Source organism: Geodermatophilus sp. SYSU D00758 (assembly GCF_054049955.1).
The window spans coordinates 1-19,632 of record NZ_JBJGYK010000018.1 but is presented as its reverse complement, the minus strand read 5'-3'; the positions used below and the strand labels follow the sequence as shown (position 1 = coordinate 19,632).

The 19,632-nt window shown below is 76.8% G+C and carries 19 protein-coding genes, 1 tRNA gene and 1 riboswitch; of the genes, 6 read left to right on the top strand and 14 right to left on the bottom strand.

All coding sequences use genetic code 11. The features are described 5' to 3' along the window. Positions 1–97: 97 nt before the first annotated feature. From ACI8AC_RS14715 to ACI8AC_RS14700, 4 genes are read right to left on the bottom strand one after another with little or no spacing between them, the layout of a single operon-like run. Positions 98–604, bottom strand: a complete 507-nt coding sequence (locus ACI8AC_RS14715; protein WP_456898538.1) for a mycothiol transferase — start codon at positions 602–604, stop codon at positions 98–100. A 2-nt stretch (positions 605–606) separates the two neighbouring features. Then, on the bottom strand, positions 607–2,043 hold the full coding sequence (locus tag ACI8AC_RS14710; RefSeq protein ID WP_456898537.1) for an arylsulfotransferase family protein: 1,437 nt from the start codon (positions 2,041–2,043) through the stop codon (positions 607–609). A 2-nt stretch (positions 2,044–2,045) separates the two neighbouring features. Continuing rightward, positions 2,046–3,266 (bottom strand): serine/threonine-protein kinase, encoded by a 1,221-nt coding sequence (locus ACI8AC_RS14705; RefSeq protein ID WP_456898536.1) that lies wholly within the window; start codon positions 3,264–3,266, stop codon positions 2,046–2,048. Positions 3,267–3,295: 29 nt separating this feature from the next. Beyond that, positions 3,296–3,424 carry a hypothetical protein gene (locus ACI8AC_RS14700; protein WP_456898535.1) on the bottom strand — a complete coding sequence of 43 codons (129 nt, stop codon included), beginning with the start codon at positions 3,422–3,424 and terminating at the stop codon, positions 3,296–3,298. Between the two features lie 161 nt (positions 3,425–3,585). Here ACI8AC_RS14700 and ACI8AC_RS14695 point away from each other — a divergent pair, with 161 nt between their 5' ends. Further along, the gene (locus tag ACI8AC_RS14695; protein ID WP_456898534.1) at positions 3,586–4,107 is read left to right on the top strand and encodes a universal stress protein; all 522 of its coding nucleotides are present in this window, start codon (positions 3,586–3,588) and stop codon (positions 4,105–4,107) included. Between the two features lie 53 nt (positions 4,108–4,160). After that, positions 4,161–4,619 carry an N-acetyltransferase family protein gene (locus ACI8AC_RS14690; protein ID WP_456898533.1) on the top strand — a complete coding sequence of 153 codons (459 nt, stop codon included), beginning with the start codon at positions 4,161–4,163 and terminating at the stop codon, positions 4,617–4,619. A 138-nt stretch (positions 4,620–4,757) separates the two neighbouring features. Here ACI8AC_RS14690 and ACI8AC_RS14685 read toward each other — a convergent pair whose 3' ends face one another. The 8 genes from ACI8AC_RS14685 to ACI8AC_RS14650 all read right to left on the bottom strand — a co-directional run bounded on the left by ACI8AC_RS14685 (position 4,758) and on the right by ACI8AC_RS14650 (position 14,105). Next, on the bottom strand, positions 4,758–5,825 hold the full coding sequence (locus ACI8AC_RS14685) for a DUF222 domain-containing protein (protein ID WP_456898532.1): 1,068 nt from the start codon (positions 5,823–5,825) through the stop codon (positions 4,758–4,760). Between the two features lie 270 nt (positions 5,826–6,095). Then, positions 6,096–6,848, bottom strand: coding sequence for a DUF2505 domain-containing protein (locus ACI8AC_RS14680; RefSeq protein ID WP_456898531.1), 753 nt, complete (start codon positions 6,846–6,848; stop codon positions 6,096–6,098). Positions 6,849–7,125: 277 nt separating this feature from the next. Next, the gene (locus tag ACI8AC_RS14675; RefSeq protein ID WP_456898530.1) at positions 7,126–7,995 is read right to left on the bottom strand and encodes an alpha/beta fold hydrolase; all 870 of its coding nucleotides are present in this window, start codon (positions 7,993–7,995) and stop codon (positions 7,126–7,128) included. Beyond that, entirely contained in the window at positions 7,992–8,885 is an 894-nt protein-coding gene (locus tag ACI8AC_RS14670) for a metallophosphoesterase (protein WP_456898529.1), read from the bottom strand. The genes ACI8AC_RS14675 and ACI8AC_RS14670 overlap by 4 nt, the downstream gene beginning before the upstream one ends. Next, entirely contained in the window at positions 8,882–10,348 is a 1,467-nt protein-coding gene (locus ACI8AC_RS14665) for a phosphatase PAP2 family protein (RefSeq protein WP_456898528.1), read from the bottom strand. Before ACI8AC_RS14665 ends, ACI8AC_RS14670 begins: the two co-directional genes overlap by 4 nt. A gap of 70 nt (positions 10,349–10,418) precedes the next feature. Next, complete coding sequence (locus ACI8AC_RS14660) at positions 10,419–11,822, bottom strand: purple acid phosphatase family protein (protein WP_456898527.1); 1,404 nt, start codon at positions 11,820–11,822, stop codon at positions 10,419–10,421. After that, entirely contained in the window at positions 11,822–12,739 is a 918-nt protein-coding gene (locus ACI8AC_RS14655) for an alpha/beta fold hydrolase (RefSeq protein WP_456898526.1), read from the bottom strand. Before ACI8AC_RS14655 ends, ACI8AC_RS14660 begins: the two co-directional genes overlap by 1 nt. Before the next feature lie 115 nt (positions 12,740–12,854). Next, a complete protein-coding gene (locus ACI8AC_RS14650; protein ID WP_456898525.1) occupies positions 12,855–14,105 on the bottom strand; it encodes a phospholipase D-like domain-containing protein in 1,251 nt (416 codons plus the stop codon). Between the two features lie 278 nt (positions 14,106–14,383). On the opposite strand from ACI8AC_RS14650, the gene ACI8AC_RS14645 reads away from it, so the two are divergent. From ACI8AC_RS14645 to ACI8AC_RS14635, 3 genes are all read left to right on the top strand, one after another. Beyond that, complete coding sequence (locus ACI8AC_RS14645; protein WP_456898524.1) at positions 14,384–15,160, top strand: TetR/AcrR family transcriptional regulator; 777 nt, start codon at positions 14,384–14,386, stop codon at positions 15,158–15,160. 96 nt (positions 15,161–15,256) lie between these two features. Beyond that, on the top strand, positions 15,257–15,589 hold the full coding sequence (locus tag ACI8AC_RS14640; protein ID WP_456898523.1) for an STAS domain-containing protein: 333 nt from the start codon (positions 15,257–15,259) through the stop codon (positions 15,587–15,589). Positions 15,590–15,702: 113 nt separating this feature from the next. Continuing rightward, positions 15,703–16,542: a DUF2382 domain-containing protein gene (locus ACI8AC_RS14635; protein WP_456898522.1), complete on the top strand. Its 840-nt coding sequence runs from the start codon at positions 15,703–15,705 to the stop codon at positions 16,540–16,542. 72 nt (positions 16,543–16,614) lie between these two features. Here ACI8AC_RS14635 and ACI8AC_RS14630 read toward each other — a convergent pair. Beyond that, positions 16,615–16,688: transfer RNA gene (locus ACI8AC_RS14630), tRNA-Ile, on the bottom strand. Positions 16,689–16,740: 52 nt separating this feature from the next. After that, entirely contained in the window at positions 16,741–17,844 is a 1,104-nt protein-coding gene (gene pstS, locus ACI8AC_RS14625) for a phosphate ABC transporter substrate-binding protein PstS (protein WP_456898521.1), read from the bottom strand. 273 nt (positions 17,845–18,117) lie between these two features. Then, positions 18,118–18,266: riboswitch (cyclic di-AMP (ydaO/yuaA leader) on the top strand. A gap of 11 nt (positions 18,267–18,277) precedes the next feature. On the opposite strand from pstS, the gene ACI8AC_RS14620 reads away from it, so the two are divergent. After that, positions 18,278–19,516 (top strand): M23 family metallopeptidase, encoded by a 1,239-nt coding sequence (locus ACI8AC_RS14620; RefSeq protein ID WP_456898520.1) that lies wholly within the window; start codon positions 18,278–18,280, stop codon positions 19,514–19,516. The last annotated feature ends 116 nt before the right edge of the window (positions 19,517–19,632 follow it).

Genomic DNA, 19,632 nt, shown 5'->3' with positions numbered 1-19,632 from the left:
CCTGCCCGCGACCGTGCCGTGCCCGCCGTGTCCTGCCCGCCGTGTCCTGCCCGCCTCCGGGCCCGGCCCTGCCCCCCGGATCCCGGCGGCCCGGCCCTCAGCCGCCGAGCAGGCCGTGGGCGTAGCCGATCTGGCCGAGGTGCTGCAGGTCGTCGGAGAGCACGCTGACCAGGCGGACGCCCAGGGTGACGGGCGGGTCCCAGCGCTCGTCGACGACCCGGTCGAGGTCGTCCTCGGTGAGCCCGCGCAGGAACGCGCCGGTCGCGGCGTGCACCGCCCCGGAGTAGCCGAGCAGCAGGTCGACCGACGGCACCCGGACGGCGGCGACCTCGTCGCGGCTCATCCCGTAGCCGGTCGCCGCGGTGTCGACCGGGAGGGCGAACCGGTCGGCCCACCCCTCGGCGGTCCACACCTGCTCGGTGCCGGCGACCTCGGCCACGTGGTCGTCCTGCACGCGCAGCAGGTGCCAGGCCAGCCAGCCGATCGGGTTGGCGTCCGGGCCGGGGCGCTGCGCGAGCCGGTCGGCGTCCAGGCCGCGCAGGGCATCGCGCAGCGTCGCGGCGACCTGCTCGTAGGCGTAGGTGAGGAGGGTCCGGCTGTCCACGGTCACCCCACCTCCGCGGCGCCGATGACCTCGCCGGCGTCGTCGAGCGCCTCGACGCGGAGGTCGTCGGCCCCCTCGGGCACCGGCAGCTCCGTCTCGAAGCCGTCCCGGGGCACCGGGTCGGCCTCGACGCCGTCGGCGACCAGCCGCCACTCGGCCACCTCGGTGGCGCCGTTCCAGCTGACGAACACCGAGTCGCCGTCCCGGACGGCGTCCGGGTCGGTCGTCGGTCGCCCGGTCCACGGTGCCCGGTCGGCCCGGTAGTTGTCGCCGCTGCCCAGCGCGGCGTCGTAGAGCAGGGTGCCGTCGGCGGCGAACTCCGACCAGAAGCCCCGCGACCCCCACCCGACGACCACGGTGCCGTCGGGCAGCTGCTGGAAGCTGCCCTGGCTGCCGGCCAGCCGGTCGTCGTCGGGCGGGAGGTACTCGGTGACCAGGGTCGTGGTGCGGGCGGTCTCGTCGAGGGCCAACCGCAGGCCCCGGGACACCGGGCCGACGTCGGGCTCGGACTGGTTGTCGAAGAGGGTCAGCGTGCCGTCGGGCTGCCGCTCGGCGTCGTGCTGCCAGGCGAACTCGGTGCCCGGGCCCATGGCGAAGTCGCTGCCCTCCCCGCCGAGGGTCCACAGCACCTCACCGGTGGTGCGGTCGAGGTCGTAGACGGCCCAGGTGTTGCGGGCCGAGACGAGCAGCGAGCCGTCGGCGTCCACGGACATGGAGTTGATGTGGAACCAGTCGAACGGGTCCTCCTCGGTGCCCTCGCCCTCACCGAGCTCGGACGCGGTCTCCTCGATGGGGACGTGGTCGCGGGCCGACCACTCGAACACGACCTCACCGGTGGCCACGTCGACCTCCTGGATGAGGTTGTCGTAGACCCAGCCGTCCTCCGGTCCGCCGAAGGCGGTGAGGTCGGCCGGCTCGGCGACGTAGGCCGGGATGAGCATGGTGCCCTCGGGCGTGAGCCGGCCCTCGTGGAAGTCGGCCTGCCCGGAGCCGACCTCACCCCCGGTGGTGACGGTCGCGACCTCCTCGTAGGAGGTGTCGACGATGCGGAACTCGCCCCAGCCGACGCCGATCTTCTGCTCGCCCTCCCACCAGGTGAGCACCGGCTCGCCCTGGTACTCCTGGATCCGGACGTCGAAGGCGCTGCCCTCGGTGGGGTGCACCCAGACCGGCTCGCCCGCGGCGTCGACGAGCAGCGGTCCGGTGTGCGGTGCGTCGTCGCCCTTGGGGCCGAGGGCGAGCACGGTGCCGTCCTCCGCGCGGGCGGTGCCGGTCACGGTGACCTGCGGCGGGGTGAGGTCCGGCCGGCTGACGAAGGTCCAGTGCGGTCCGGGCTCGGAGGCCTCCTCGTCGGCGGCCTCGGACGTGGAGCAGGCCGGCAGCAGGAGCAGACCGGCGGCGACGAGCAGCGGCGCGCGTCGGCGGGAGAGCACGTGCATGGTCACAACCACCCCAACTCGGAGGCCGCGAGCAGGAACAGACCCGCGGCGACGGCCAGCAGCACGACGATGACGACGAGCGTGGGAACCACGATCCAGCGGCGCTTGAAGCGCCACCGGCGGGTCGGTTCCCCCTCGGGCGACGTGCGAGCGGCCCCGTTCTCGGGCCGGGGCTCGCGCCCGGCCCGCCGCTCCCGGTGCCGCTCGGCGAGGTGGTGGACCTGGTCGCGGGCGTCGCGGGCCACCGTGCCCAGGGCCTGCACCGAGGCCGAGGCGAGGGTGGCGAGATCGGCGGCGTCGAAGCGCTGCACGCGCTGGCCACCCTCGTCGACCGGCGGCGGGTTCGGCGCGCCGGCCGGCGCGGGCGGTGGCGGGCGCAGCGGTGCCGGGGAGCGCCCGGCCAGCACCGCCTCCAGCTGGTCGCGCAACCCGGCCGGCGTCGGTCGCTGCCCGGGGTCCTTGGCCAGCAGCCCGAGCAGCACCGGCTCGAGGGGGCCGGCGCGGACGGCGGGCGCGGGGGGCTCGGAGACGACGGCCATGAGGGTGGCCATCGGTTCGGGCCGGGAGAAGGCCGGTCGCCCCTCGACCGCGGTCCAGAGCGTCGCCCCCAGGGACCACAGGTCCGCCGGCGGCCCGGGCCGGCCGCCGTGGGCGCGCTCGGGGGCCATGTAGGACGGCGAGCCGATGATCGCCCCGGTGGTGGTGATGCTGGACTCGCCGGTGGCCGTGGCGATGCCGAAGTCGGTGAGCAGCGCCCGGCCGTCGGGGCAGACGAGGACGTTGGCCGGCTTGACGTCGCGGTGCACGATCCCCGCGGCGTGCGCCGCCTCCAGTCCGGCGAGGACGTCGAGGCCGATCCGTGCGGCCACGTCCCAGGCGATCGGCCCGCCCTCGTCGACGACCTGCTGGAGGCTGCGGGAGGGGACGTACTCCAGCACCAGCCAGGGGCGGCCGTCCTCCTCCACCACGTCGAGGACGTGCGTGACGCAGGGGTGGTCGATGCGGGCCGCGGTCCGCGCCTCGCGGAGGGTCCGCTCCCGCAGCACCCGTCGCTCACCGTCGTCGAGGTGGACCCCGAAGGTGACCTCCTTGACCGCGACGGTGCGGTCGAGGAGCCGGTCGGCGGCCGTCCAGACGACGCCCATGCCGCCGCGGCCGACCACGTCGCGCAGCGTGTACCGACCGGCCAGGGTGCGGCCGGGTGCGGGCGGCTGGGTGGCCACGTGCGGGCGGGGCGGGCGGCGGAGGGCGGTCAGTCCCGCTCCGGGTGCTGGGCCGCGTCGCCGTCGCTCTGGGCCTCGAGCTCCGCGGCCTGCTCGGGCGTGGCCATCTCGAGGGCGATGTCCCGGGGCTCGGGGGTCTCGGGGTCCGGAGTCGTCATGGGGTCAGACTGCCGCAGACGGGACCCGCGTGCCCTGTCGTGGCCGATGGGTCCTCCGGCCCCGGGCCACGTCGACCGAGGACCCTGCCCCGCGACCGCGGCCACGGGGAGGCTGAGGGCGCCGGCGGGCGGAGGGCCTCACCGGCGGTGGGAGGCTGGACATGGACGGGGAACCGGGTACGGGACGCGGTGCGTCGGGACGGGTGGTCGTCGGCGTCGACGGGTCGGCCGGGGCGCGCGCAGCGCTGCGGTTCGCCGCCGAGGACGCCGTGCGCCGCGGCGTCCCGCTGGAGGCCGTCGCCGCCTACCGTCCGCCCGAGGCGTGGATGGACTTCTACGCGATCGGCGAGTACGAGCCGGACCGGGCCCGGGTCGCCGCGGAGGAGCAGGCGCACAGGAACGTGGCCGAGGTCCTCGGGGAGATGGCCGGGCCGGCTCCGGAGGTCCGGGTCATGGCGGTCCAGGGCGCGGCGGCCGACGTCCTGGTCGACGCGTCGACCGGTGCGGACCTGCTCGTCGTGGGCAGCCGCGGGCACGGCGGTTTCTCCAGCGTCCTGCTGGGGTCGGTGGGCATGCACTGCGTGCTGCACGCCTCCTGCCCGGTGACCGTCGTCCACTCGGCGGAGGCGCACGGGACCCGGGTCCGCCTGCGCCGCCAGCACGGGCGGGAACCGGTCTCCTGAGCGACACCCCTGCGGTAGGGGCGGCCACCCCCGCGGCGGGGGTGGATCCCCCTGTGGTGCGGGCGGCCACGCCCGCGGACGCCGCCGCGGTGGCGGCCGTGCACGCGCCGGCCGGTCGGGCGGCGTGGTCGTCCTTCCTCGGGGACGTGCTCGCCGAACCGGACGTCCCGACGTGGGCCGCGCGGGTGACCGAGCCGGGCTTCGTGGTGGCCGAGCGGTCCGGCCGCGTGGTGGCCTTCGCCCGTGCCGACGAGCAGGCCGGCGAGGTGGCCCTGCTCTACGTCGACCCCGACGAGCAGGGGCGCGGCACCGGACGCCTGCTGCTGCGGCTGGTCCTCGACCGACTGCGGGCCGCCGGCCACGCGGTGGCGCGGCTGCGCACCGAGGAGCGCAACGCCGGCCCGCGGCGCTTCTACGAGGCCGAGGGGTTCGTGCCGACCGGTGAGGTGCTCGAGCGCACCTGGCAGGGCCGGCCGCTGCGGGAGGTCTGGTACGCCCGGCCGCTGCCCTGACCGCCGCGTTCCGCCTGTGCGGTACCGCGCACGGCCGGCTCCCTTCCATCGTCCGGCTTCCGGGCACGCCGGGTGCCCGGCGCACGGGTGGGTGCGCCGGGTCGGCCGATCCGTCGGCCCCTGGCTTCGGCCGCGGGATCAGGCGGCGGTCAGGGGTGGGGCCAGGATGCGGATCTGGGTGCCGTCAGGGCGCCGGGTGCGCCAGTGCCCGTCGGGTCGGCGTTCCACCCGGAAGCCGTGGTGGACACAAGGTGCGAGTGGCGCTCGCACAGCAAGGCGCTGTTCTCCAGGGACGTCTCCCCGCCGAGGGCCCACTCGAGCAGGTGGTGGACGTCGCACCAGCCGGCCCGCGGGCCCGGGCGGCGGAGACGGTGGCGCCGAAGCCCAGCTCCGCGGCACCGGGCCGGTGCTGGGGTCGATGAGGTCGTCGGCGTCGAGGACGACGGCGACGTGCGGCTTGACCGTGCGCAGGGTGGGCAGGTGCCCGGCGGCGAGCTGGTTGTCGCAGAGCTGGACCAGGGCGTCGGCCTGCTGCTGGACCCCCGACCGGTCGTCGCCGGCGCAGCGGCCGGCCTGCCGCACCGCCTCCAGCGCGGCCTGCAGCTTCTCCCCGCCGGCGGCGTCGAGCTCGCCGCGCACGGAGATCGAGCCGTCGGCGTGGCGGACCCAGGACAGCCGGCGGCCCGCGGTGGGGTCGGGTTCGGTGCCGTCGGGGTCCAGGCCGGCCAGGTAGTGCCGCACGACCTGCACCAGGTCGGTGTGCGGGAGCCGGGCGGCGACGCCGGTGAGCAGCCGGTCGATCGCATCGAGGTCGACGCCGGAGGCCCGTGCGGCGGCGAGCTCGTCCTCCCGGGTGATCGGGGTGATCACCGCCACCGCCTCGGCCGACACCGCCCCGGCGGCGTGCGCGGCCGCGAGGGCGGGAGGTGCTCCAGCGCGCGCCCGGCGCGCACGAGCCCGGCGGCGGCGGGGGTCGACAGGCGCCCGTGCCCGCGCAGCCAGGCGGCCATGGTCGTGAGCCCGTCGAACTCCGGTGCCCCGGCCGGCTCGCCGGCGCGCACGGTGCGGGCGACCTCGGCGGCCAGCCGGTGCTGGGCGACCAGCAGCCCATCCAGCCGTTCCAGCAGTTCCGGGCCGAACGCCGAGGTCAACTCGGCCCCGGCCAGCTCGTCCAGCGCGCTCGACAGCCGCTCCACGCCGGGTCACCTCCCGCTCCCACCGCCCCGAACGTGTGTACGAGCACTACCGCACGGCGGGGCTCGCCGCGCCACGTATCCGCAGCTCAGACGGCTGTCCACACATCCATGCCAGGGGTTGACGCGGGTCCGGTCGGGTCACCACCGGGCCCGGCGGCAGGTCCTCGGCAGGGGCCGCGCAAGCGTCCAGCGCAGCGCAGCCGGCTCGGCGCGGGTGGGGCGCCGTCCACCCACGCCCGCGCCCGCGAGATTCACGCCCCCGCCGAGGAGGGACGACCGTTCAGGCCGGCGAGGCCAGCCAGCGACGGAGCACCTCGTCCTCGCGCCGCAGCACCACCAGGGCCAGCTCCCGCACCGCTGCCTCCGCCTGCCGGCCCACGAAGGGGGCGTCGACCTCGGCCTCGCCGGTGACCGTGGAGCGGGTGCCGTCGTCCACGGCCACCAGCCGCCGCTCGCCCCGGACCGTCACCGACCGGCCGAACACCTCGGCCTGCACGTCGAGCAGCCCGCGGTGCGCGCCGTCGGGCGAGCGCGTCCAGCTGCGGCGGTCGACGACGGCCACCTCCCGGCCGACGAAGCGGGCGAACACCGACGGGACGCCGGTCGTGGGGACCAGCAGGCGCACGGTGGTCCGCGGCCCGTCGGCGGACTCCTCGGCCGACACGCCCTGCAGCTGCGCCCCCAGCGCCCGGGCGACGTCGCGCAGGAAGACCTCGTCGGTGAGGACGGCCAGGACCTCGTCGGGGGAGCCGGCGAGCAGTGCGGTGTGGTCGATGGGCACGCCGCAGTGTCCGCCGAACTCCGGCCGGGCGCGCGGCGGGGGTGGCCCCCGCGGCGGGCGCGGGTCCAGCGTCCGCGCCGTGCGGCTGTTCGCCTCCCTGAACTGCGGGACGCGCTGCCCGCGCTGCGGTGGCTGGTGGCCCTCGGGTTCGAGGAGGTGCGCCGGCAGCACGGCGAACCCGGGCAGGTGCTGCACGCCGAGCTGCGCGCCGGCGACGCGGTGGTCATGGTCGCCGGCGACGACGCCGACCACCGGCGCGCCTTCCTGGTCGGCCCGGCCGACCGGCTCCGGGCCTTACCAGCTCGTGGACGACGTCGACGAGGTCCACGCCCGCGCGCCGGCCGCCGGGGGCGCGAGGTGTCCGCGCGCGCAACCCGGCCGGCCGCTGGTCCCGGCGGAACGAGGACCGCGTCGAGCGGCTGCGGGCCGCTGGCCTGCGCGGCCGCCACCACCGGCGGGTGCAGACGGCCGAGGCCGAGGCCGGCCGCCGCGCCCACCAGTGGCGGCAACCGCGGGGGGCGCTGAGGGGTCAGCCGGGCCGGACCCGCGCCGCCCAGCGGGCCACCTCGGCCGCGACCTGCGGGCCGTGCGTCAGCGGCAGGAAGTGGCCGGCGCCGGGGTAGGAGACCAGCGCGGCGTCGGGCAGCGCGGCCAGCAGCGCGCGGAGGTCCTCCTCGGGTACCTCGGGGTCGCGGGTGCCGTGCAGGACCAGCGCCGGCACGTCCAGGGTCCGGGCGAGCTCGGTCCCGTCGTGGCTGAGGCTGGCCAGCGTGGTCGCCGACAACGCCGGCGCCCGCGTGGTGAGCAGGTCGTCGCGGACGCGCTCCACCAGCTCCTCCGGCTCCCCGGGGGCGAAGCCGAACCGGCGGACCAGCCGGTTGGACACCCACGCGACCGGCCGCAGCCGCCGGCCGGCCGCCGTCCCGGCCCGCAGGGCGGCGAACCAGGCACCGTGCAGGGCGCCGGCCAGCCGCGGGGGCAGCCGGCGGGCGGGCAGGCCGGGCGCGGTGACGCGGGAGCCGCCGGACCCGACGAAGACCGCCCCGGCGTACCGCCCGGTGCCGGCCAGCCGGGCGCCGGCCAGCAGCACACCGCCCCCGAGGCTGTGCCCCACCACCAGCGCGCGGGTGCCCGGGTCGAGGCACCCCTCGAGCACCGCCAGCAGGTCCCGGCCGTGCGTCTCCAGCGTGTAGCCCGCCGCTCCGGCGTCCCCGCTGCCCCCGTGCCCGCGCAGGTCGTAGGCGATCACCCGGTGCTCCCGGGACAGCCGGGCGGCCACGTCGTCCCACCCCCGGGAGGACATGCCGAGCCCGTGGACGAGCACCACGGGCCGGGCCTCCCGGGGGCCGCGGACGGTGACCGCCAGCCGGGTCCCGTCGACGGTGGCCGGCTCGGTCACGGCGCTCCCTCCTCGCCGGACCGCAGGACGAACGTGGCGACCTGGGGCGGCGCGTTGATGCGGACCGGTGCGACGCTGAAGCCGGTGCCGCACGTGACGAACATGGCGTTGCCGGCAGCGCCGTAGTCCTCGGGTGCCCACCCGTCGGCGACGATGCGCTCCTCGCTGGTCAGCGCCAGGTAGGCCCAGCGCGGCCGGCCGGGCAGGGCGACCTGGCCGCAGTGGGTGTGCCCGGCCAGGGTCAGCGGCGCGCTGCCGGCCGGCAGTCGGTCGAAGACGGTGGGGTTGTGCATGAGCACCACCCGCGGCGCGTCGCCGGGGACCCCGGAGAACGCGGCGTCGACGTCCACCAGGTTCGGCAGGTCGGGCCCGACACCGACCACCCACAGCGCCCGCCCCGGTTCCCCGCCGGTGCCCGGCACGCGGGCCGCCTCGTTGCGCAGGACGGGGACGCCGGCGCCCTCGAGCGCCCGGGTCAGCTCGTCGGCGGCCCCGATCGCGTGGTCGTGGTTGCCGAGCACCGCGTAGGTCGGGATGCCGGCGTCCGACAGCGGAGCCAGCAGGTCGAGCAGTGCGTCGATCCGGGGGGCGATGTCCGGTTCGGTGCTGTAGAGGAAATCGCCCCCCAGCAGGGCGACGTCGGGCTCCTCCTCGGCGATGGCCTCGACCGCCCGCGCGCTCATCCCGGGGTTGCCGAACCACATGCCCAGCTGGAAGTCGGACACGACGGCCACCTCGGTGCCGTCGAGGTCCGGACCCAGCCGGGGCAGCACCACCTCGGCCCGCTCCCGGTCCAGGACGAAGCGCGGCTCGACCAGCGTCCCGTAGGCCAGCAGCAGCACGACGACGACGCCCAGGGCGAGCGCGAGCCTGCCCAGCACCCGCGTCACGGGGCAGGCACCTCCCGGCGGCGCACGCCCGCGCGCGAGCCCCGGCCGGGCGGTGCCAGCAGCAGGCGGGTGCAGGCGTACACCCACACCCCGCCGAGCACCAGCCCGGCGAGGACGTCGGTGGGGTAGTGGGCGGCCACGTAGAGCCGGCTGACCGCCACGACCGGGGCGACGACCAGCGGCAGGACCAGCACCCACCAGCGCCACCGCGAGCGGCCGTGGACGACGACCAGCGCGGCGGCGGCCCCGTACAGCGCCATCGCGGCGGCGGCGTGCCCCGAGGGCCAGCTCGCCCCGGTCGGCAGCCCCTGCGTCAGGTCGGCCACGGTGGGCCGCAGCCGACCCACCAGCTGCGCCGTGACCCAGTAGAGCAGCACCTCGCCCACCAGCGTGACGACGACGAAGACCATCGGCCGCCAGCTCGCGGCCACGGCCACCCCGAGGACCCCCAGCGCCAGGCCGCCGCCCACCACGGCGCGGGTCCCGGCCAGCGTGCCCACCGCCTCCACCACGGCGGTCAGCCCGCTGCTGCGGAACTGCACGAACCACTCGACGACCGCCCGGTCGAACCGGCCGACCCAGGTGTCGCCCAGGACCCCGGTGACCAGCAGCCCCAGGCCGCCGAGCGTGGCCACCAGGGCCGCGGCGACGGCGAGCAGGCGCAGCACGGCCTGTCGGCTGCGGGGGAGCGGGGGAACCGGCCCCGGCGCCGCGTGGGCCGCCTCCGCCGACGGGACGTCGAGCGGGTCCAGCGGCTCGTGCGCCGGTGGGTGGTGCTCGTGCTCCCAGGCGCGGAAGGACGCCGTCGTGGCCGCCAGCCAGCCGATCCCCAGCGCCCAGCCGGCGAGCACGTCCGAGACGAAGTGCACGCCCAGCGCCAGCCGGGTGAAGCCGACGGCCACGACCACCACCACGGTCGCCGCGATCAGCCAGCGCCGGGCCCGGCGGTGCACCGCGGGCAGGGCCACCAGCAGCACCACGCCCCAGGTGACCAGCGCGGTCATGGAGTGCCCGCTCGGGAAACTGGCGTTCGACGGCGTGGAGACCACGGGGGACTCGACCACCGGCCGGGCGCGGTCGACCACCGCCTTGGTGACCGGGCCGAGGACGGCCAGCCCCAGACCCGTCGTCGCCACGAACGCCGCCAGCCGCCGGCGGTCCCGGATCACGAGGACCACCGTCAGCAGCACCAGCACGAACACCGCCGTCCCGGTGCCCCCGAGGTCGGTCACCACCCGCAGGGCGGTCACCAGGAGGGGCCAGTCGCTGACCGCGTCGTTGAGCCCGGCGGCGACGTCGCCGTCCAGGCCGGCCAGCGGGGACCACGACCGCTGCACGAGCAGCCACAGCAGGAGGAAGGGCACGGCGCCGACGAGGACGGCCAGCCCGGCGAGGGCGGACCGCCGCTCGAACCGGCCGAGGCCGGCGGTGTCCGCGTGGCGGGTGGGGGGTGGAGCAGTCATCCCCTGCCGCATACCCGCCGTCCCACCGGCGGGCTCTGACGGTTCCGTGACGGTTCCCCGGGCCGGTGCCTCAGCCGACCCGCACCCTGAGGGGGACCTCCACGAGGTGGCCGTCGGGGGTGCGGGGCGTCATCGCCTCCGGCTCGCCGTCCGGGCCGACCGCCGACAGCGGGGTGAGGGTCATCTCCGGCCCGTCGATGCGGGCCAGCAGCAGGTGCGCCTGCGCGGCCCACGCCACGGTGCGGGCGTCGTCGAACCCCTGCGGCGGCTCCTCGCGGACCTGGCCGCCGGCGCCGGAGACGACGTAGTCGATGCCGTCGGCCCGGGAGAGCTGGAAGTTGTGCTCGTGCCCGGCGAGGGCGACGCGTACCCCCGCCCGGCGGAACAGCGGCACGAGGCGCTCGACCATCGCGGCGGTGTTCGGGTGGTGCGGACCGGCGCAGTAGGCGGGGTGGTGGGAGAACGGGATCCGCCAGCGCGGGCCCCGGGCTCCCGGCAGGGCCTCCTCGAGGAACCGCCGGTGCCGGGGGTGCTCGAAGAAGTGCGTGGTCGGCAGGTCGCGGGACAGCGACGTGTCGATGCACACGAACTCGACGTCGGCGCCGAAACCGAGGCGGTAGAACATGCCCGGGTCCACCGAGGCCCGGGAGCCGAGCACCTCCGGGGTGAACCGGGCGTCGGTGTGGAAGTTGTCGCGGATGCGGGCGCGGTCGTCGCTGGACTCCTCGTCGGCGGTGTCGTGGTTGCCCACCGTCGGGTAGACCGGCACGCGGGCGAGGACGTACCGGTAGGGCTGGTAGAAGCTGCCGTACCAGTCGTCGTCGGAGTCCCCGCTGCCCTCCGACCCGCGCCGGCCGGGAGTGGCGTAGACGTTGTCCCCCACGGTGAGGACCAGCCGGATCCCCGGCCGGTCGGCCACCCGGTCCAGCACCTCGGCCACCCGCCGCTGGCGCCGGCCGGCCTCGGTGTCGGCGACCACGCCCACGCCGAAGTCCCCGAGGACGGCGAAGTCCAGCGGCGCGGACCGGTCGGGCGCCGGGTGCGTCCGGAAGGCGAGGTCGTAGCCGCGCCCACCGGGCCGCAGGTCGAGACCGCCGCGGGGCACCGGTCCCCAGTCCCAGCGCTCGCCGTCGGCCCACGGCCGGCCGTCCACGGTCACCCGGTAGCGGTAGCCGGTGTCGGGCGACAGGCCGGTGACCCAGGCGTGGTTGACGTCGGTGGCCGTGGCCCGGCCCACGACGGTCCCGTCGGGGTCGAGCACCTCCACCGTGGCCCGGCCGTAGGGCTCGGCGTTCGCGCCGATGCTGCCGGTGCGGCCCGGGTCCACCTCGTGCAGCTCCCCGTCGGCGAGGACCCGCCACCGCCCGCCCGTTGCGTCGCGGCGGAACCAGAAGCCGCCCCAGGCGACCAGCGCCCGGTCGGGGCCGACGTCGACCAGGTGCACGTACGGCTCGAACCGGGTCGGCGCCGGCATCAGGCGGCCGTCCTGGCGACCCAGCGGGCGATCTGCTCGGCGACGAACTCCGGGTGCAGCATCGGCAGCATGTGGCCGGCGCCGGGCAGCTCCACGACCTCCCCGTCGGGCAGGGCGTCCATGAGCTCGCGGAGCTCGTCGGAGGGCACCTCGGGGTCCCGCTCCCCGTGCACCACGAGCGTGGGGACGTCGAGATCCGGGGCGATCCGGGTGCCGTCGTGGCTGACGCTGGCCAGGGTGGTCCCGGCGAGCGCGAGCGGCCGGGTGGTGAGGAAGCTGTCGCGGACCCTCCGCACGGCCTCCTGGGGGGCGTCGGGGGTGAAGGCCGCCCGGCGGACCAGCCGGTCGGACAGCGCCTCCGCCGCGCGCAGCCGGCGTCCGACGAGCGCGACCAGCCGCAGCAGCCGGAACCAGCCCTGCTCGACCGCCACCTGGGCTCGGCGGGGCAGCCGGCGGGCCGGCAGCCCGGGCGCGGTGACCCCCGAGCCACCCGAGCCGGCGAAGACGACCCCGGCCATCCGGGCGGTGCCGCAGCGCTGGGCGGCCTCGAGGATGATCCCCCCGCCGAGGCTGTGCCCGGCGACGACGGCCCGGCGGCCCTCCGGCAGGCAGGCGGTGAGGACGGCGTCCAGGTCCCGGGCGTGCGCGTCCAGGGAGTAGCCGCCGGCGCGGGCGTCACCGCTCTGCGCGTGCCCGCGCAGGTCGTAGGCGATCACCCGGTGGCGGTCGGCGAGCAGCCGGGGCACCTCGCCCCAGGACTCGGTCGACAGCCCCAGCCCGTGCACGAGGACGACGGCCGGCCCGTCCTCCGGTCCCCACGTGCTGAGCGCGAGCCGGGTCCCGTCGGAGGAGCGGACGTCGGTCGACGTCGTCCCGGCCGCCCGCGCTGCTCCGTCCCTGTCTCCTACCGCGGACATCCTGCCTCTCCCTCCGGTCGACGTGCCTCCGGCACGGTGTTCGTCGTCCTCCACGCCCGGCGCGTCCGGCCACCACCCGCGGGCCGCTCGCCGGCGGGTGCTGCGCCCGGGCCCGTCAGCGGCGGCCCGGGCGGCGCCCGGCCAGCCCGATGCCGCCCCAGCCCCGCAGCGGGCGCCCCACCACGTCGGCGGCCCTCTCCAGGGCGCGGTGGGTCGGCGGCCGCGCGGCCCAGCCGGCCGGGGTCACCCGCGCGCTGCGGGTGAGGTCCTCGTCGAAGTGCTCGTCCAGGGTGGCGACGACCGCGGGGTCCTCGACGACCAGGCACACCTGCTCGTTGAGGGCGAGCGAGCGGACGTCGAGGTTCGTGGTGCCGCCCATGGCGATCGCGCCGTCCACCGTGACCACCTTCGCGTGCATGAGGCTGGGCTGGTAACGCCAGATCTCCGCACCGGCCTCCAGCAGCGGCCCGAAGTCACGCTCGCCCTGCAGGTGCACCGCCGGCCGCTCGACGCGCGGGCCGGCGACGAGCAGCTGGACGTGGACCCCGCGCCCGGCCGTCTCGAGGACCAGGTCCCGCAGCCAGCCGGGCAGCCGCACGTAGGGCGTGGTCACCCGCACGCGGGTGCGCGCGGTCTGGAGGAGCAGCGCGACGGCCAGCGCGGCGTCGTTCCACCCGGGCCCGGACTTCGGGCGGAGCACCTGCACCGGGCTGGACCCGGCCGGCTCGAGGGCGGGGAACCGGTCGGCGTCGGAGAGGGGGTGGCCGGTGCCCTGGTGCAGCTCGGCCTGGAGCCACGTCTCGGTGAAGGCGCCCCGCAGGCCCGCCACGGCCGGCCCGCGCACCCGGAAGGCGGTGTCCCGCCAGTCGCCGGGGGAGGAGCCGCCACCCGCCCAGGTGTCCGCGACCCCCGTGCCGCCGGTGAACGCCACCGACCCGTCGCAGACGAGGACCCGGCGGTGCGTGCGCAGGTTCCACACGGTGGGGCGCCAGCTCGGCAGCGGCCGGTAGGTGAACAGCGTGCACCCGGTGCGGCGCAGGAGCTCGACCTCGTCGCGGCCCATGTGCCCGGCCCCGTAGTCGTCGAGCAGCACCCGGACCCGCACCCCGGAGCGAGCGCGCTCGGCGAGGGCCGCGGCCAGCTCCGTCCCGATGTCGCTGCCACGCCAGGCGAACCACAGCATGTCGACGGTCCGCGTCGCCCCGGCGATCGCGTCGAGCAGGGCCGGGAACGTCTCCCGGCCGTCGCGCAGGACGTCGACCCGGTTGCCCTCGGTGAACGGGATCCCGAGCAGCCCCTCCAGCACGTGGCGGGGAGCGGCGGCGTCCTGCACCTGCCCACCGGGCTGCGCGCGCGGGTCCGGCACGGGGATCTCCCTCCTCGTCGGGTCGGCCGCGCCCGGCTGGACCGTGGCCACGGGGGACAGTGCCCGGGTGCCGGTGTACCCATGGGCGCACCGGGCAGACCGTCACGAAGCCGTCACCCCGTTCCCGCCCTGCAGGGGTTCCGGGCGCCCGGACGGGGGACCGGTGTGCGGGCCGCCGGGGGTGGCGGGGATCCTCGGGGGAGGGGACGGCGGTGGGCGCGGGCGGGGGCACCGTGGCCTGCGCCGTGGCCCCGCCCGTGCCGGTGGGAGGAGGTCGCGTGGAGGACGTGCGCACGCCCGGCGACCCGGACGAGCCCGAGGCCCGGGGCGGGGCGTCGATGGTCGTCCCCGCGGCCGGCCAGAGCTCGGCACGCGGGAGCCTGGACCGGCGGCGGGTGCTGGGTGCGGCGCTCACGTTCATCGACGAGCACGGCATCGACGCGCTGACCATGCGCCGGCTCGGGGCCCACCTCGGGGTGGAGGCGATGGCGCTGTACCGCTACGTGCCGAGCCGGGAGCAGCTGCTCGACGGCGTGGTCGAGACCGTCGTCGACGAGCTCTACGGCGATCCGGACGTCCACCTCACCGCATCCCACGGGTGGCAGGACTACCTGCAGCGGCTGGCCCACGGGGTGCGCCGGATCGCGCTGGCGCACCCGGCCGTCTTCCCCCTGGTGGCCACCCGGCCACCGGCCGCCCCGTGGATCCGCCCGCCGCTGCGCAGCCTGCGGTGGGTGGAGTCGTTCCTGACCACCCTCACCGACCACGGGTTCTCCGACGGGACGGCGGTCGCCGCCTACCGCGCCTACACGAGCTTCCTGCTCGGCCACCTGCTGCTCGAGATCTCGCAGCGCGGCGTCCCCATCAGCTCCCGGGACGACCCCGACCCGCAGGGCGGGGCGGACACCGACCTGGGGCAGTACCCGTCGGTGGTGCGGCTGGAGCCGCTGCTCAGCGAGGACGAGTCCGCGGCCGAGTTCGAGGAGTCGCTGGAGAACCTCCTGGACCGGCTGGACCGGCTCCTGCGCGAGTCCCACCGCCGCCCGCAGGGATGACCTCGCGGCCTGTCGTCCGGGCGCCTGCTCCCTTTACGATGTAAACGACCGGGCGTCGCGAGCGCCGAGGCGGGGAGCTCACGGAGGCCGCGGCCGATGGTGTCCAGCACGCCCGGCCCCCCGGCGCCGGGGGAGATCCGGTTCGCCGTCGAGGACGGCGTGGTCGTGCTCCACCTCGTGGGCGAGATCGACGCCGCCGCCGTCGCCGCCTTCGAGGGCGCCGACGGGGACGTGCCCCCCGGGCTGCTCCGGGTCGTGGACGCCTCGGCGGTCACCTTCCTGAACTCCGTGGGCGTGGTCCTGGTGATCCGGCTGACGCAGCCGGCCCGGGTGGCGGGGCTGCGCCCGGTGCTGCGCCGTCCCTCGGAGGCGGCGCTGCAGGTCCTCCGCCTCGCCGGGCTGGAGCGGCTGTTCGACCGGGCCGGCTGACCGGCCGCCGTCGTCCGTTTACGTCGTAAACCGGCGGGTAGGTCTTCCTCCCGTCGGCCCGGGGCCTCCGGGTCGCTACCCGGGCAGAAGCGCCACGACCCCCAGGAGCCACGATGATCGGTACCGACAGCATCAGCCGTGTGATCGGCAAGGACGTCTACGACCAGACCGGCGACAAGATCGGCTCGGCGTCGGAGGTCTACCTCGACGACGAGACCGGCCGCCCGGAGTGGGTCACCGTCCGCACCGGGCTGTTCGGGACCAAGGAGTCCTTCGTCCCGATCCGGGACGCCGACCTGACCGACGACGGCCTGCGGGTCGCCGTCAGCAAGGACCGGGTGAAGGGCGCGCCGAAGATCGACACCGACGGGCACCTCTCCCCGCAGGAGGAGCAGGAGCTCTACCGCTACTACGACCTCGGCCCCGCCACGACCGGGACGCAGGTCACCGGCACGGAGACCACCCGCTCGACGACCGGCGTGGCCGGCACCGCGCGGGCGGACCGCGACGGCGACGGCGTGTACGACGACGTCCAGGGCCGCGCCGTGGGCCGCGACACGTCCGGCCCCACGACCGACGACGCGATGACCCGTTCCGAGGAGCGGCTCGCCGTGGGCACCCGCACCGAGGAGGTCGGCCGCGCCCGGCTGCGCAAGCACGTCGTCACGGAGAGCGTGACCGAGACCGTCCCGGTCTCCCGCGAGGAGGTCCGGGTCGAGCGCGAGCCGATCACCGACGCCAACGTCGGCAACGCTCTCGACGGACCGGCGATCAGCGAGGAGGAGCACGAGGTCACCCTCCACGCCGAGCGCCCCGTGGTGGAGAAGGAGGCCGTGCCGGTCGAGCGCGTCCGCCTCGACACCGAGACCGTCACCGAGCAGGAGCGGGTGTCGGCCGACGTCCGCAAGGAGGAGATCGAGCTGGACGCCGACCGCTCCGTCGACCGCCGCTGACCCGTGACCCGACCGGGCGGTCCGCACGCCCTCGCGGGCTGCGGGCCGCCCCGGTGGCTCGTCGGACCCCGGTGGGGCGGGTGGGGCTCGAACCCACGACCCAGGGATTATGAGTCCCATGCTCTGACCGGCTGAGCTACCGCCCCGGCGCGGTCCAGCCTGCCAGACGGGCGAGCCGCCCGGCGCCGGGGCCCGCGGTCAGGACCGGGCGCGGATCGACTCCACCACCGGTCGGGCCTGCTCGCGCAGCTCGTCGGAGATCGGTGCGGAGCCGGCCACCTCGGCCGCGGCCTCCTGGCCCTCCTCGCTGATCACGTGGCCCATGAAGGAACGCACCAGGTCGGCGGTCTGCTGGTCGGCGTACTCGACGCAGCCGATGTGGTAGCTGACCAGCACGATCGGGTAGCGGCCACCCTCGACCGTGGCGCGGTCGAGCTCGATGGCGAGGTCGGCCGGCCCGCGGCCCTCCCGCCGCGGGGACCCGGCCACCACCGCGGCGGCGGCCTCCGCGGTCGGCCCCACGTAGGTGTCCCCGACCCGGACGGCGGCGACGCCGAGGTCCCCGGCCTGGCTGAGGTCGGCGTACCCGATGGTGCCCTCCCCGCCCGCGACCGCGGCCACCACGCCGGAGTTGCCCTGGGCCGCCTCGCCGCCCGGGAGCGGCCACTCGCCGTCCGGCTCGTACGGCCAAGCTGCACCCGCCGTCTCGGCCAGGTAGGCGGTGAAGTTCTCCGTCGTCCCGGACTCGTCGCTGCGGTGGACGGGGGCGATGCGCTGGTCCGGCAGCGTCACGCCGGGGTTGTCGGCCGCGACGGCCGGGTCGTCCCAGCGGGTGATCGTGCCGGAGAAGATGCCGGCCAGGGTCGCCGGCGACAGCTGCAGGTCCTCGACGCCGGACACCTGGAAGACCACGGCGATCGGCGCGATGTAGTTCGGCAGCTCGAAGACGCCGGCGTCCCCGCAGCGCTCCCGGGCCTCCTCGAGCTCCTCCTCGTCGAGTGCGGCGTCCGAGCCGGCGAAGTCCACCCCGCCGGCGAGGAACTGCTCCCGGCCGCCGCCCGAGCCGACCGGGTCGTAGCTGATCCGCACGTCGGGCTGCACCGCCGAGTAGCTGGCCAGCCAGCCCTGCATGGCGGCCTGCTGGCTGCTCGCACCCGCGCCGACGAGCTCGCCTCCGAGCCGGTCACCGGCGGCGACCGGGGTCCGGCGCTCGTTGGGCGGGGTCCAGGTGGCGGCCGCGGCGACCCCGGCGGCGACCACCGCGACGCCGGCCAGGCCGACGAGCTTCCTCCGTGCTGACACGCCCTACCTCTGCCGATCGACTGCGGGACCCGGCGGCCGTCCCCCGGCTCGGGCGCTGGTGGTGCCATCCTCCCAGCCCGCGCCGAGCCGGGCCGGGTGGGCACCGGAGTGCAGTCATCCGGCCACGCCGCGTAGTGAGCATCACCCGAGAGGGCAAGGAGGCACGCGATCTGCGTTACCCGATCGTGACCGCAGGGGTCGTCCCGTAGTAGCGTCTCGTCGGCCCTGCCGGGCAGCGCCCCGAATCCCGGGGGGCCTCGGCCGGGCCCCGCCGAACCGCCGACGCCCTCCGGGGTCGAGGCGGACCGGGGACCCACCGAACCTCTGGGGTGAGTCCTGGGTGCGCAGGGGGGCGCATCCGGGTAGGGCGACGTCCGGCCCGAACCCGTCAGCTAACCCGGTAGGCGGTCGCGAGGATGGGAGAACCGTCGCGTTGGCGACCCTGCACCGCCTGACCACCGAGCACGTCCGCAACACGTCACGCCGCGGCCGCCTGCGCGCCCCCCGACTGACGCTCGTCGCCGCCGTCGCCGCCGTCGCTGCCCTCGGCCTCCTGGCCGGCACCCCGGCCGCCGTCGCGGCCCCCAGCTCGAGCGAGATCGCCGCCGAGCAGGCGCAGCTGTCCGCCGAGGTCGACCGCCTCGCCGGAGAGGTGCGCGCCGCCGAGGAGCAGCTGCAGCGCATGACCGTGGAGGCCGAGGCCGCCGCGGACGCCGCGCTCGTCGCCCGCGCCGAGCTGGCCCGGGCCCAGGCCGACGCCGAGGCCACGGCCCGCGAGCTCGCCGACGCCCAGGCCGCCGTCGTCGCGGCGGAGGAGGACATCGCCGATCTCGGTCGAGAGGCCTACATGGGCGCCGACGACCGCTACGGCGACATCCAGCTGCTGCTCGACGCCGAGAACCCCACGGAGCTGCTCCAGCAGGCCGCCACCATGGAGGTGATCGGCGACCACCGCGCCGACCGGCTGGCCGAGTTCCTGACCGTCCAGCAGCGCGTCGAGGACGCCGACCGCGCCGCCAAGGCCGCCGTCGCGCGCCTCGACGAGGTCTCCCGGGCCGCCGACGAGGCCGAGGCGGCCGCCAACGCCCACCTCGCCGAGGCGCAGGGCCGCTACGACCAGATGGCGGCGCAGAAGGCCGCCCTCGACGAGCAGCTGCGCCAGGCCGGCGAGCGCCTGGCCGCCGCCCAGGGCGCCGAGGACGCCGCCGCGGCCTGGGCCGCGCAGCAGGCCGCCACCGCCGCGGCAGCCGCCCCGGCCCTCACCGCCGCCTCCGGCAGCGGCAGCGGTCTCGTCGACGGCCGGGTGACCTCCTGCTACGGCCCGCGCTGGGGCACGATGCACCAGGGCGTCGACATCGCCGCGCCGATCGGCACGCCCATCTACGTCCCCGAGGGCGGGGTCGTGCTGCAGGCCGGCCCGGCCAGCGGCTTCGGCCTGGCCGTCTACGTGCAGCACTCCGACGGGCAGATCACGCTGTACGGGCACGTCAACCAGTTCTTCGTCAGCGCGGGGCAGGTCGTCGAGGCCGGGCAGCAGATCGCCGAGGTCGGCAACCGCGGCCAGTCCACCGGCCCGCACCTGCACTTCGAGGTCCACCAGGGCGGGCTGTACGCCAGCCGGGTCAACCCGGCGCCCTGGCTCCAGGCGCACGGCATCGCGGTCAACTGCTGACCACGGTCGTCCCAGGGCCCGGGGGGCCCCCCGGCCCCGCCGGCGGGGGGCCGCGGCCGCCCCCGGCGCCCCGCCGGCCGGGCGCCCGCGGGGGACGGCGGCCCCGCGGGTGAGGC